We start from the raw sequence: 14,663 nt of genomic DNA, 5'->3' as shown, positions 1-14,663 counted from the left end.
AAGGAAGAAAAAATACTGAGAAGGGTGTTAATACCAGAGTCTCCTCATTTTTGATTGACATATACATTTAACAATTTCCTAGCTATGTGTCTAGATGGCTCTTCAACAAATTTCCACAGGATACAGCATAGGATAATAATGCAAACAAAAGAAACAGTTATTGCCCCACTAAACCCGATATATGGATAACAAAGTGTAATTAAAAAACTTCCCAAAACTCCATGATTTAGATATAAAGAATAGCTAAGTTTAGCTAAAAAATCTGTGATCTTTATAGAGTATATCTTTCTCTGTAGCATTACAGCTAGAACAAAGATTAAATAAGCATATACAAAAGATACTCCGTAGGAGCTGCTGAAATCGTAAAAGCTATTATGGATTTTTCTTATTCCATAAATTATTACAATATAATTTACTACAGAAAAAATCAAAAAAACAACTATTGATATTCTTTTGGTATATACAAAATATAATATTTGACCAAGTACAAGATATGGAAGATATGCAATAGAAGCAGAAAACAAAAAAAAGTTTGCACCAAAATTTTTACTCTCAAATATTACAATAAATGGTATCAATGTTAACGTTGAAATTGCTAACTTTGGATACTTCTGAATTAATGGAAGTATAATAAAACATAAAATGTAAAATAGCATTTCTATTACTAAAGTCCAAGCTACTCCATTCGTTGCGTTCTGTTCAATAAAAAGATAGTTAATAAGTGTCATTGAAATCAAAATTTTTGATATGGAAAATTGACTAATATCAATAACTTGGTTTGTAAAATGAGCTTGTAGTTTATAAAATATAACAATAATTATTATTGAAAAAATTAATGGTGGATAGATACGAAATATCCTCTTTACTAAAAAAGATAACCTACCTTCTTTTTGCATTACATAAGAGATAATGTATCCGCTTATTAGGAAAAATATTACTACACCTAGGAAACCGAAATCCTGAATTATTGCTAAAGGTTTTGTTACGTATTCCCGAATAATGTTAAGTGGTAACCAAACCTGTTTGTTTCTATCTAACCAATTTGCAACCATATGATCCCAAATAACAAATAGAACCGCAAGCACACGTAAAATTTCAAGAAAATCTAGCCTCTTCCCGCTATCCATATATTCCACCCTCATTAATATTTTGCGTTCTTTTATCAGAATAAATCGAAATCGACATATTTATTTAAATTCGTTTAGGTTTGGAATTAATAATGAAGGAATAAGTCTTTCAACAATTTCCTCAATTACGATATTGGGCTTATCCATCTCAATAATTTTAGCATCAAGTTTATGATCCCAAATATAAATACTTTTATTGAAATGCTCTGATAACAATGGAATTAATGAAGTTGAAAAGGAATCTCGAAACATAAGCAAATTAGGTAGGCTTAAGTCATTTGTTTGCTTGGTTACAAGGCTTTCAGGGTTTGGATATAAATTTGTCTTTACTTTTATATCTTTTGCAAAAGTTTTATATTGAGGTGATAAATGAATATAGTCATCATTAAATTGATTTTTCATAACCAACATATTTGCCAGGTCTCCGCCAGAACCATTGCTCTTAGTAAGAGTAAAAGTGGAAATCTGTATAGGTTGCATATTCGGATAAATATTACTTAACCGTTTTAAAATTTCCTGATATCCCAAGTATGCTCCATATTCATTCCAGTGAGTGTCCGTTTTAAAATAAAGCATATCTTTTCCTTTATTTTCAATTAATACTTTTCGCAAATCAAGTACATCAATATTTGAATATTGATTTAAAAAATCAACAAGTTGATCCATTCTTGTTTCAATATTTATTTTCTTTATGTTACTTGGTAAATATTCTGGATAAATAGTTTGTTTATTGGGCGCAATACAAAATAAATAAGTTATGCCTTTTTGATTTAGCCATTCCTTCCTTTCTTCAAGATTATTCTTAATCGTCCATAATTCATCATCAGAAAAACGAACTACTCCCTTATAATCATCCATTGATTCAGGAGCTTTATTCCCTGTATAAAATAACCAGTCATTTTTCCCAACAACTACTAATGGATTTGGAGAAATATGCAAAAACTTCACTTTTGTATAATTGTTAATTTTCAATAGTTGATTGCGCAATGCAAAATTATCATTAAAATACTTCTCAAATTCGTTAGGAAATATATTAATATTATGAATGTCGAACTTTGGTTTCGAAGTCAATATTCTATTTTCAATATTCGATATTACTTGATTTTTAGGAATAAAATTGCTGAAAAAAAGAATGAATAGTATTAAAATAAAAAAGGCAATTGTTATACTTGGTTTTATGTTTTTTATTATATAATTAGTAAATTCCTTGATTTTTACCGTATTAACTTTTATAAAGAAAAAGAATACTATTGTAAGGAAGATAGAAATAAATAAACAATCAAAATAATAATTTGGTTGTTTATTTATATTTTGAAATATATCAGAAATATTTTTTGTGTAAATAAAAGCATCATTCCCTATAGTATTAATCTCAGTTGTTTTCTGATCTTGAATGATGTACTGACCTATATCATTTTTCGAATCAAATTTTGAAGTAATATTTATTATATTTGTTTTTGACTGAAGATATATTTCATTCATTTGAATTTGTGTTATTTTTGAACCAAAATCTAATCTTAAACTATTAATATTTGTTACAGGTAATGGGAATTCAATTCTTTGAAATTCAGGGGATTTTGTTACTAATTGAGGTACAGACTCAGTTTCATTGAAACCTTTTCCAGTATCATAAAAAACTTGATATGCGTCATCGGTCTCTGTCTTTATCTCTATTATTAAATTCACTTTAATATTGTCAGATACAAAATTATTGTATACATAGAAAATTGAGATAAAGCATAGCACGAAAAAAAATAAACATAATATTATATTGTACTTGTACCCTCTAGTCATTTTCTCAATCCTAACTATTTAGCTTCAATTTTAAAATCTAAAATAAATAAACGGATTATATGTATTACTTGCTAATGATGCTATTGTGAAAATAAATATTAAAACTAAACCAATTAACTTCACTGCATGCATTAGATAGCCCAATGTGTATTTGAAAGTTTTATTATTGTTACTATTCAACTTCAATATCGTAAGATCATATAACTTTGAATAGCTCTTAATTATTGGAGTAGATCCAACGATTCCAAAAAGCAAAGCCAAGTATACTTCATTATTTAAATACATTGATGCATACTGACTTACGACTTCCGGCGTTTGTAACATAAACATTGATCTTAAATATTCTATGGCGTAATTTAGATCTTCTGCTCTGAAGAAAACCCATCCAATAATTACTATCAATAGTGCATAAATATGTTGAAATGGCGACCAAAGTGCGCCAAGAACTTTTTTTATAGCAGGTACTCTTTCTATAATAATAAATAACCCATGAAATAATCCCCAAATAATAAAATTCCAACTTGCTCCATGCCATATTCCAGTTGCTAACCAAACAATTAATAAGTTAAAATAAAATCTGGATTTTTTGACTCTATTCCCACCTAATGGAATATATAAATAATCCCTAAACCATGTAGAAAGAGAAATATGCCATCTTCTCCAAAATTCTTGAATTGACTTTGAAATATATGGATAATTAAAGTTTTCTAGAAATTTGAACCCGAAAATTCTCCCTAACCCAATTGCCATATCAGAATATCCAGAGAAATCGAAATAAAGTTGTAAAGTATAACAAATGATACCTAACCATGCAATAGGTGAAGTTAACTCATTCGTATTAGAAGAGAATATCTGATCTGCAACCTGAGCAAGCGGATTGGAAATCAGAACTTTCTTACCCAAACCTAACACGAATCTTTGCGTACCATAGGCAATACCATTTAAATCGACGGTACGTTTTGTTAGTTGTTCTGCAATATCGTGATATCGTACTATTGGCCCTGCAACAAGTTGTGGAAAAAAAGAGACATAAAGTCCAAGTAAAAGAGGATTTTTTTGAATTGGTGTTTTACCTTTATAAGCATCAATAATGTATGAAATTACATGAAAAGTAAAAAAAGAAATTCCTATTGGTAACGAAACTTTATCTATTACTATGGGTTGAGCTTCAAAACCGATTAATAAATTGTTGAAATTATCCAATATGAAATTTATGTATTTATAATAAATTAAAAAGGATAGATTAGATATAATTGCAATTGCTACAATAATTCTTGAAATTTTTAATCTTTTGTTATAATGTTCTATCAGAATTCCAAAAGAATAATTAAGTAATATTGAAAATATCATTAAGAAAACTACTTTAGGTTCTCCCCATGCATAAAAAAATAGACTTGCAATTAGTAATAATAAGTTTCGAAACTGCACATTTATAAAATAGTATACTAATATAACAACAGGCAAAAATAAAAAAATAAATATTGGACTACTAAATACCATCGCTTTCACCTAACTTAAATAATATATAACCCATGCAAAAAATTCCATTAGAATGGATTATTTAAATGTTTTGACAGAATTTCATCCCAATCATTGCATATGCGCATAACATCTTCCTCAATTAATTGAGTACCTCTTTGAATTTCAATAAACTCTAATTCTGTGATTGCTTTGAGGGCATGATTCGTTTCACTTTCTATTTTAATAATGTCACCAGAATTAATTTTTGAAAGTCTTCCATTAATCACCACTTCACCAGTTCCGCTAATAATATTCCAGATTTCAGATCGTTTTGAATGAAATTGATAGCTAAGATTTTTACCTTCATTAACACAGATTCTTCTAGTCAAAATTTCTGTGCAACTATCATCTTTTGTATAATCCAGTACTCTATACCATCCCCATCTTCGTTCTTCGTACATAGGTCGATTTTCAAAATTATTAACTAAATCTTTTATATGAGGACTTTTGCTTTTGTCACTTATTAATATACCATCGGGACTTGCTGCAACTACAATACTCGATAATCCTACTATCGCAATAGGAATACCTAATTCATTGATAATATGTGAATCCTTGGAATCTTCGCTTATTAATCCTTTGCCAAGAATATTTGTTGCCATTTCACCTGTTAATGAGTCCCATGTGCCCAAATCTTTCCATGACCCACAATAAGGAATTGCTACTATCCGCTCTGTTTTTTCGACTACCATGTAATCAAAGCTTATCTTTGGAAGTTCATTATAAACATGTAATAATTCTTTATAATTTGTTGGTAGATTGTTTCTTTCCATAAAATTAATTAAATATCTCAATTTAAATGCAAAAACGCCGCAATTCCACAGCGCTGAATTTGCAATTAATATTTCTGCTTCTTGTTTCTTTGGTTTTTCTTTGAAATGACTAACCTTAACAAATCCACTTTCCGAATTATTCTGAGCAGGAACAATATAACCATAACTTTCAGCTGGAAACGTTGGATGTACTCCAATTAATGCCATATCTGCATTTGTCTTCTCTAATACATCCTGTGTTTCTTTAATTTTCAAAAAGAAAGTATCATCGACATAGGGGTCAACTGGTAGTACACAAACAATTTCATCTAGGTCAACATTTTGAACAGAAAATAAATAGGTAGCAGATAGTGCAATGGCAGGAAAGGTATCTCTTCTCTCTGGTTCTATGACAATCTCTACTTTTTCGTTCAACTGATTCAGAATCATATCATACTGTGACTTGTTGGTTGCAATTATTGTTTTATCATCTAATTCAACCCTTTTTATTTGTTTCCAAACTCTTTGAATCATTGATTCTTCTTTAGCGGTTTCACTTTCAAGCAATTTAAGAAATTGCTTGGATCGAGAATCATTAGAGAGAGGCCATAGTCTTTTCCCAGAACCCCCTGAAAGTAATACTAATCTCATAGTTGTTTTCACCCTAATCCTTGTTTGTGCGCCACCATTCCAAAGTCTCATGAATGCCGTCAGATATGTCAATCTTTGGTGTCCATCCCACTGCTTCTTTTATTTTCTCGTATGAGCCCGCAAAAGATGGTACTTCTGATGGGACTAATTTATTAGGATCCAGCTCAATTTCAATTGATTTACTAGACATTGAAATTAACGTTTTTAATATATCATCTATTTTTCTGGGGATGCCAGAACATACATTATAATATCCGTTAGCCACATTTTGCTCTAACAACATAATATATGCTCTAACAACATCAGCAACATGAGTAAAATCCCTTTTTGCCTCCAGATTTCCTACCCTTAACTTAGTAGATGAAAGATTTTTTTCAATCTTTATTATTTGTGATGCAAAATCACTAATGACAAAGCCTTCTTTTTGACCTGGCCCAAAATGATTAAAAGGTCTCACATGTATTACATTTAAATTCTCTTTATTCGCAAATTGCATTGCTAATTGACCCGCGGCGTGTTTACTCGTAGCATATGGATTTTGAGGAAGGCATGGAACATTTTCCGTTAGTATACTCTCATATTTACTACTCAATCCATATTCTTCACTTGATCCAATACTAATTAACTTAGTTTCAGGTGATAGTATTCGAATTGCTTCTAGTAAATTAATTGTACCTATTACATTAGTTCTTAACGTATACTCAGGTTGTTTCCATGCTTCTTTAACCATTGATTGAGCTGCAAGATGTACAATAACGTCAGGCTTAAATTTCGATATGATACTTGATAATGAATCTACATCTAATATATCTAAGAGTCCTGACATTATTTGCCCGCCAAATATTACCTCTTTGCTACGAGTTCCAGCGAATACTTCGTGCTCTCTTTTTACTAATGCATGAATAAGATGCCTTCCAACAAATCCATTTGCACCCGTTACTAATACTCTCATTACTCTTCATGCCCCTCTATTTATTGCTCCATTTCTACCCTTTTCAAATCTGCTTCAACCATCATTTTGATAAGAGAATCAAGCTTCGTTGAAGCTTCCCATCCTAAGTTCTTCTTTGCTTTTGAGGGGTCTCCAAGAAGAATATCAACTTCAGCGGGTCTGTAAAACTTTGGATCAATAACCACATAGTTTTCATAGTGTAATCCCACATGTTCAAATGCAATTTTGCACATGTCCCTGACTGTTGTAGTCTCACCTGTAGCAACTACATAATCATCTGGGGTATCTTGTTGCAGCATAAGCCACATTGCTTTTACATAGTCGCCAGCAAAGCCCCAATCTCTTTTCGAATCGATATTGCCTAATCTCAGCTCATTTTGCTTGCCCAGCTTTATTCTAGCCACAGCATCTGTGACTTTTCTTGTTACGAACTCAATTCCTCTTAGAGGAGATTCATGATTGAATAATATCCCACTACTACAAAACATATTAAAACTTTCTCTATAATTTACTGTCATCCAATGACCATAAAGCTTGGCTACACCATAAGGACTTCTTGGATAGAATGGCGTACTTTCTGATTGCTTATCTTCCTGTATTAAACCGAACATTTCGCTTGTAGAGGCTTGATAAAATTTTATAGTTGTATCATTTTGCCTAATGGCTTCTAAAGCATTCAATACACCCATGCCTGTAACTTGTGATGTGGTAATTGGCTGTTCCCATGAACTTCCAACAAAGCTTTGTGCAGCTAAGTTATAAAATTCAGTAGGCTTTACCTTATTGATAGATCTAGTAATGGATGATATATCTGTTATATCACCATCCAGTAGTTCGACTTCATTCTCAATGCCTAAATATTGCAATCTCCAATTAACATTAGTACTTCTTCTAGGTGCAAGACCACATACTTTATATCCTTTTTCCAATAATAATTGAGCTAAATAAGCACCATCTTGTCCAGTAATTCCTGTTATTAAAGCAGTTTTCATTTTATAAACACCTCTAATTTTATGAGATTATAACAATCCAAGTTGCCTCAGTCTATCTTCCGCCTGCTTACCTACTGCTTCTGGAGAAAAATCATTTTTTATAGTTTGTTGCCCTAGAGAAGCGATCTGTTGATAATATTCAGGATCTGAGACCAATCTTCTCATATAATATACTGCATGATCTAAATCAGGATTAGCCCAGCTTTGATATGCTTTATATGGACCATAATCTTTTCCCAGTTGAACTAACTCGAAATCAACAACACAAGAATTTTTCACGTTCATAAAATCAATATTTGCTGACCAATTAGTTCCTACCACAGGTTTTCCTAAATACATAGCTTCCGCTAGACCTAATCCAAAACCTTCAGAGCGATGTAAAGATACAAAACAATCAGTGGAGTTAATGAGTGCATTAACTTTTTCCCTGCTCATTGTTTCTGCAAGAATATAGATATTTTTATACCCCTTTATTTTTTCTTCTAGAAACTTCAACTCTTCAGGGTGATCCTTAGAGTGATTCACTTTTATAACAAGCCCTACAGTTGCATCGTTTTGATCAAAACTTTTCTTAAACACATCTATTACTGCATTCGGATTTTTTCTTTCTTGATAGCTATATGCATCATACATTGTCAAAAAAAGAAATTGTTTTTCTGGAAGTTTGAAACTCTCTCGGCCAATGCCGATTGGCACATTTAACGAGATACCATGTGGTATTTTGACAACTGGTACAGGAGATTTTTTTGAAATGCAGTCCATAATAAATTGAGATGGTACCCAAATTTCATTAACGAATTGGAAACTAGATTTCCATTCTTCTGGAAAGTCAGGCAACTCCCAATGCCAATAACCAATATTATATCTATTTTCAAATACTTCAGAACCCAAATGCGCATATGCAACAGGCATTTGATCTGCGTTGATATGAAACACATTCACATTATATTGTGATGATTCAATCTCCTTATTTACCCATGTGTTATCTGTATTACTAGCTGGATTCCCCACATTATAATTTATTATTCCGAATGGAACATTTGCAGCATTTAAAGATTGTGCAGCTAACCTACATGATTCACCAACACCTGTTTGTGACCGTGAGTACCCAATCAAATTAATACCTTGACTAAGTACTTCTGCTGTTTGATTCCTATCCGTATTATTTAGATTAGTTACAAATGGCGGATAAGCTTTCCTTTGTAATTGTTCCTTTAATTTTTTCAACTTCTCTTTACTAGAAGTCGGAACTATTTTAATTAAAAGTGGCTTAGCCCAAATCGCTAAACTGTATATTTTTCTAGCAAACGATACTCGATGAGTATTTAAGTTTTCCGATTCACTATTCGTTTTGATTTGATTATTATCATTTTCTACAAAAGCTAGCGAGTTTTTTACTGGGTCAATATAATCATTTGTGAAGCCATATTCTCTCTCTGCACTATCTATAAACCAATGGCAAAAAGATAAACGATCCTTACCCAATATATCTGAAAAAACATTTTTCAAATCGTTTCTGGATAACCAAAGTGTATACATGATATGTGTAATAAGAGGTAAGTTAGTTTTACCATCTTGTTCTCTATACTGTGTAGTCAGAAAAAAACTGGAACTTTGGAATGGGTTATTACCACAAATTCTTTGTATCTTTTCATTATTTCTATAGGCAATCCGAAGAAAATCATTTATTTTTACATCATCATTAAATTTATTATAAAAATAGTTCCATTTTTTTGTTTGTTCATGTCCGTGTTTCATCACATTAGATGCATATTCTTCAACTAATATTGCCGCGGTTCCAACATTTTTTAAAGTATACCTATCTTGATGCTTTGACAGCGCAGTTGGATCACTTGGGTTAACTCCGCTAAAGTGGAAAAACACTAAACGCTGCCCATTTATTTGAAAATTATTATCTGTTTTAGTTACAACTCTGTGCTTTAAATTCCAATAAGCTACATTGTATCCAGGATGATGAAGTATCATAACATCCTCAAAAAAGCCTGGAATCAAGTCCATCCACTTTTGATCAACGAATAGGCCATTAGGTATATCCACTACACAATCAAATTCTAATTTACTTTGCCACCATTCTAGAAAACGGTTAGTATCTTGATGGCGAGAAACTGCAAGAAAACCTAAATTGTACGTACCGGCTTGTAAAATTTGCGTCTCTGTTGGTCGTTTATTATCATCAAGAAATCCAGTGAGATGTGGAGTAAGCACTAATAACTGCCCTTTATTTAATGCATTTTCCACTTCGGTTAACCGATCATATAAATAAATATCTGGATCAATATAAATAACATGGTCAAAACCTTTATCATTAAATAACCAACTAAACATCCAAGGCTTTACAGCAGTGTTGAGTTCAAGAATGTTGTAACGGAAAATAAATTTATTCAAATCCGGTAAGTTTATCTCAGACATTGTAACTACATTAAAAGCTTCTAATTCAGGATTAAATTGTCCTTCGATTTCATCGACCAACAGTAAGTATTGCTCCCATTCAGGATGATGATTTTTAGCAGAACTAAGTAATGTTCTTGCAAAGGACAGATAGTTTTTCGATACGATTGTAAATACTGCAGTTTTAATTATGCTCACCCTCTTGATATATTTAACAATATATAAACTAATTATCCTTTGAATATCAATCTTTTCACACGACGAAGGGGAGCTGTTAGCCTCCACGATAATGATGACTCAAAAGCATCTATTTCAGCTTTAGCTTTTAATAAATCTTTATTAAGCTCTAATATTTCCCTATTTATATCAGAAATTTGCTGATTTAAGCCAGCAGTTTCCTCGATCTGAATAACTAACATCTTTTTTTGGTCCAATAATTCATTATTTATTTGAAGCAAATCCTGTTGATTTTCAATTATTTGTCTTTCTTGTAAAATCAATTGTTCTGATTGTTGATCAAGTTGCTCATGTGATCGAACTAATAATTCATTTTTATCCATTAATTCTTGATTCGTCTTATTGATTTCTTGGGATAATTTCTCCGCTATGTTTTCGAAAAAACGCATTGTTATTTGTAACTTTAGTGAGCTTTCTATTGTTATTTCAGTTATTCCTTCTAGATACAGTTGGGGATCATTATCGATACTAATAATTTTATAAGCCGAAGTCGAATCTATTTGCACTATATCTTTACCTGCAAGTAAACCCTCAAACCGATTATTCTCGCTATATGACGCTACCTTTATTGCATTGTTCTGATCATATATTTCAATACTATCGATTTCTACATAAGCTGGTCTGGTTATAGGGTCAATTCGTAGACGTCCTTTTTTCACTTGTTCAGGTAATGAAATTTCGTATTTATAAAATTCTTCTGTGTATTCTAATGGAACAAGAATAGAATTCAACTCATTAAACTCGCCATCACTTTCCCAAAAAACTTGCATTACGCCAAGATTAGGTTTGTTTTTTATAACTAGATCTTCATCAATTCTTTTATCACCTAAAACATCCTCCACTTTTTTGGATACAGTGACATACTGATAAACATGACCATCTTCATGATTCTTCAGTACATTTTGAACTTCTAATGGAAAAGAACTATATTTTTGCTCAAATTCAGTATGTTCTGGGAGGAAAATTGTAGCTTTCCAAATAATCGGCATTAGAGCTGATTCATCAAGTAACTTTAATATACTTTTCTTAGTAAAGAAACGAATATGTGTATCATCTAATAACCCCAATGAACGATAATCAAAATTCCCTTGTAATAATTCCATAATTATGGCATTATGCGCTATATTTGGGATAGAGGTCAATATAGTTCCATTTTTCATCATAAGAGAAACCGCTTGCTTAAGTACTTTACTAGGATCCCTCAAATGTTCAAGTACATCTGCAAAAACGATATGATCAAAAAACTCACCTTCAAGCTCGCTTCCCCATCTCAGATCATCCAGATCTGCAATTATCATTTTATCGCAATATTTACCTGATATTTCTGCAGCTTCGACGTCAACTTCAACACAATAAATTGTGCAATTTAATCGTTCTTTCATATATCTAGTCATATAGCCAGTGGAAGGACCGAATTCAAGTACCTTAGATCCAGGTGTTATATGACTCAGTATTAGTGTAGCTGAAGTTTCGACTGACATATCGATTTCTTGATCATATTTTAACATAGAACAACTCCAGCCAAATTTTTAATTTCTTTGTAATCCAAAAGAATAAAAGAATTACTTGTCACACTATCTATATATAAATTTTCGGATTCTTCGCAATCTTTCGAGGATCCTCCAACCTTTTGAATCTATAATTGATTCTAGTAAATCTTTTTTTTGAGCAATGATTCGATCCTTTTCATTCAATTGATTATTATGTGTAATCTCCATATCCCGAATTTCATTTTCCATTTTTTTGATATTTTCTACTTTTTCTAGATTTGAGGGAATTAGAAAACTTAACTCTTTATTTTCAATATTAAGTTGACTGATTTGATTAGACATTGTTGTTAAAATATCTTTAATCTCCTTAAACGGATCGAAAATTTCGTCAACTATTGGTTTATCTTCGTTATTATTACAATTATTAAGATGTTCTTTTATTATTTCTGTAACTCACATCTCTTTCAACTTTTTCACTTTCACTTCGAACTGATGCAACAAATATACCCCCTCAACATTTCCAGGGTCTAGTCTAAGTGATTTTATGGCAGATCTCTCATTTATATTTATTATTACTTCATTATAACCCTTCTTCAAATTCCTGCTAATACAATGCTTACTGTCAAAAGTCACATTGTCAGATATATAGAACAACTCAATTACAGCACTTACTGATGAAGTTATGCCTATCTTTACTGATATTTCACCATCATTGCTCTTTGCATTAAAATTTGGCAATGTAAAATGTGGATCTAAACCACTAGCTTCTATATACCAGAAATCTAACTTTCTTTGTAGGATTGATATATCCTTGGACAATGCCGTAGGTTTAGTGATTAATGTATAAATAAATGCCATATTTTCAAAATCAAGATGACTTAAATGATCTTCATCACTTAAGACTCTATCAACTGTGCCTCTCAGCATTATATGCATTAACTCTTCTTCCACATTAATTTTATCCTTATGATTCAAAAGATATTTACATATTTCAAAAGATTTTTCGAATGATAATTCTTCATTTTGCTGCCATGGACTATCTATATCAGGAATATCATCATAAAACAATTTTCCATTCTCACGACCCAAAAAAGTTCTTGCAATACACTCATATTTTTCACTAAAAGAGTTAATGATTTCATATCTTTCTGTTGGTGAAAATATACTATTCTCTTGAAAAGGCCTTCCCATGTTATGCTCTACCGTATATTTAGCTAATAAAGCATTGATTGCAAGTTTATTGGTTATATTATCGTGATCGATTCTTAACATATTAAGGTGTCTTCTAAACTCAAGAGCGTCCCATCCCAAAGAAGGATTCACAATTTTTTCTGGAAAAATAAAATCTCCCTCTACTTCTATATCTATACAATTCAAAAAATCAGAATAAATATTCCCGCCACAGAATTGTTGCTTCTCATATGGACGAATAATAAATCTCTCAGAGGAAGTATATTTTAAACTTTCGGATAAGACCTCATAGAAATGACTATTTAATTTGACATACTCTAGTACAGTTGAACGATTAACTTCGTCATGATTTTTTACTCTTTGATTATAATAACTTGAAATTAAGTTATCATGTCTTCTAACATAACAAATTATTTTAAAATTATACCTGTTAAGAACTGAAAAAAAACGAGTTGGATACAATTGTAATACTTCAAATAATCTTTCAGACGATAAAATCACTTTATCTTCATGTCCCAAGGATTCAATAAATCTTTCTATTTCAATAAGTTCATTATTTATAAACAATTCATACAATACATCTGCATTGCCACTACTTGTTTGAAATGCCTGTGAAAAGGATGGTGGGTTAGGGAAGTGTACATGCCTCTTCAATAGATTTTCATAATTTAATGCTAGAAATGCTTGAATAGCACTGCTACCGGTTTTAGGCATCCCTATATGAATATAAATTTTCTTCATATTAATATTCCTCCTTTCACAGTTAAACAAGTTAATTGCCTTTACCCACAATCAATTTTAGGTATTATTATTCATAAATGATTCGTATTTACTGCACACCAACTTAGTCTCACCTATTTCTTTAACTTCACCTTTATGAAGCCAAATGACTTTGTCGGTTAGACTTTTTATCTCATTAATATTATGGGAAACAAGAATGATTGTTTTTCCCTTTTGCATCATTTCCATCATTTTATCAGAACTTTTCTTTTTAAACTGTTCATCACCGACTCCAAGAATTTCATCTACGATAAGTATTCTCGCGTCTACCTGAGTTGCTATTGAAAAGCCAAGTCTAGCTCTCATACCAGATGAATAATTTTTCACAGGTGTGTTAATAAAAGTTCCAAGTTCAGAAAATTCCACAATCTCATTAAACTTACTATCTAAATATTCCTTCGTGCTCCCAAGTATAGCACCATTCAAATAAATATTTTCTGCACCTGAAAACTCTGGATCAAATCCCGCACCTAACTCTAAGAGTGGGGCAATGTCACCATTAACAGTTATTTTCCCCACTGTAGGTTTCATTACACCAGAAATAATCTTTAATAACGTACTTTTCCCTGCGCCGTTATGACCTATAATCCCAACACGTTCTCCATTATAAATTTTAAAACTAATGGAATTCAGGGCGCTAAACTCGGTATACCTGATATTTTTCTTTATGACTCTTAAAAAATACTCCTTTAAATTATCTATTTTCTCATTTGAAAGCCTAAACCTCATTGTTACATTCTCAACATCAATGTCCACAGTTCTCATTT

Annotated in this window: 11 protein-coding genes; all 11 read right to left on the bottom strand. The window is 31.4% G+C overall.

All coding sequences use genetic code 11. The features are described from left to right. Positions 1-44 precede the first annotated feature (44 nt). The gene (locus GC096_RS19675) at positions 45-1,127 is read right to left on the bottom strand and encodes an acyltransferase family protein (RefSeq protein WP_171632545.1); all 1,083 of its coding nucleotides are present in this window, start codon (positions 1,125-1,127) and stop codon (positions 45-47) included. 60 nt (positions 1,128-1,187) lie between these two features. After that, positions 1,188-2,921 carry an alginate O-acetyltransferase AlgX-related protein gene (locus GC096_RS19670; protein WP_171632544.1) on the bottom strand — a complete coding sequence of 578 codons (1,734 nt, stop codon included), beginning with the start codon at positions 2,919-2,921 and terminating at the stop codon, positions 1,188-1,190. A gap of 30 nt (positions 2,922-2,951) precedes the next feature. Beyond that, positions 2,952-4,421, bottom strand: coding sequence for an MBOAT family O-acyltransferase (locus tag GC096_RS19665; protein ID WP_171632542.1), 1,470 nt, complete (start codon positions 4,419-4,421; stop codon positions 2,952-2,954). A gap of 47 nt (positions 4,422-4,468) precedes the next feature. Beyond that, positions 4,469-5,845 (bottom strand): sugar phosphate nucleotidyltransferase, encoded by a 1,377-nt coding sequence (locus tag GC096_RS19660; RefSeq protein ID WP_171632541.1) that lies wholly within the window; start codon positions 5,843-5,845, stop codon positions 4,469-4,471. A gap of 13 nt (positions 5,846-5,858) precedes the next feature. Next, positions 5,859-6,797, bottom strand: a complete 939-nt coding sequence (locus tag GC096_RS19655; protein WP_171632539.1) for a GDP-mannose 4,6-dehydratase — start codon at positions 6,795-6,797, stop codon at positions 5,859-5,861. A 20-nt stretch (positions 6,798-6,817) separates the two neighbouring features. Continuing rightward, complete coding sequence (gmd, locus tag GC096_RS19650; RefSeq protein ID WP_171632538.1) at positions 6,818-7,789, bottom strand: GDP-mannose 4,6-dehydratase; 972 nt, start codon at positions 7,787-7,789, stop codon at positions 6,818-6,820. Between the two features lie 27 nt (positions 7,790-7,816). Then, positions 7,817-10,396: a glycosyltransferase family 4 protein gene (locus GC096_RS39360; RefSeq protein ID WP_312886309.1), complete on the bottom strand. Its 2,580-nt coding sequence runs from the start codon at positions 10,394-10,396 to the stop codon at positions 7,817-7,819. Between the two features lie 32 nt (positions 10,397-10,428). Further along, the gene (locus GC096_RS19640) at positions 10,429-11,943 is read right to left on the bottom strand and encodes a class I SAM-dependent methyltransferase (protein ID WP_171632536.1); all 1,515 of its coding nucleotides are present in this window, start codon (positions 11,941-11,943) and stop codon (positions 10,429-10,431) included. A gap of 66 nt (positions 11,944-12,009) precedes the next feature. Continuing rightward, positions 12,010-12,267 carry a hypothetical protein gene (locus GC096_RS19635; protein ID WP_171632535.1) on the bottom strand — a complete coding sequence of 86 codons (258 nt, stop codon included), beginning with the start codon at positions 12,265-12,267 and terminating at the stop codon, positions 12,010-12,012. A gap of 111 nt (positions 12,268-12,378) precedes the next feature. After that, positions 12,379-13,857: a hypothetical protein gene (locus GC096_RS19630; protein WP_171632533.1), complete on the bottom strand. Its 1,479-nt coding sequence runs from the start codon at positions 13,855-13,857 to the stop codon at positions 12,379-12,381. Positions 13,858-13,914: 57 nt separating this feature from the next. Further along, positions 13,915-14,661 carry an ABC transporter ATP-binding protein gene (locus GC096_RS19625; protein WP_171632532.1) on the bottom strand — a complete coding sequence of 249 codons (747 nt, stop codon included), beginning with the start codon at positions 14,659-14,661 and terminating at the stop codon, positions 13,915-13,917. Positions 14,662-14,663 lie beyond the last annotated feature (2 nt).

Source organism: Paenibacillus plantarum (genome assembly GCF_013141695.1).
Lineage (GTDB): Bacteria > Bacillota > Bacilli > Paenibacillales > NBRC-103111 > Paenibacillus_E > Paenibacillus_E plantarum.
The sequence above is the reverse complement of the archived record's forward strand: the minus strand, read 5'-3'. Positions and strand labels throughout refer to the sequence as shown.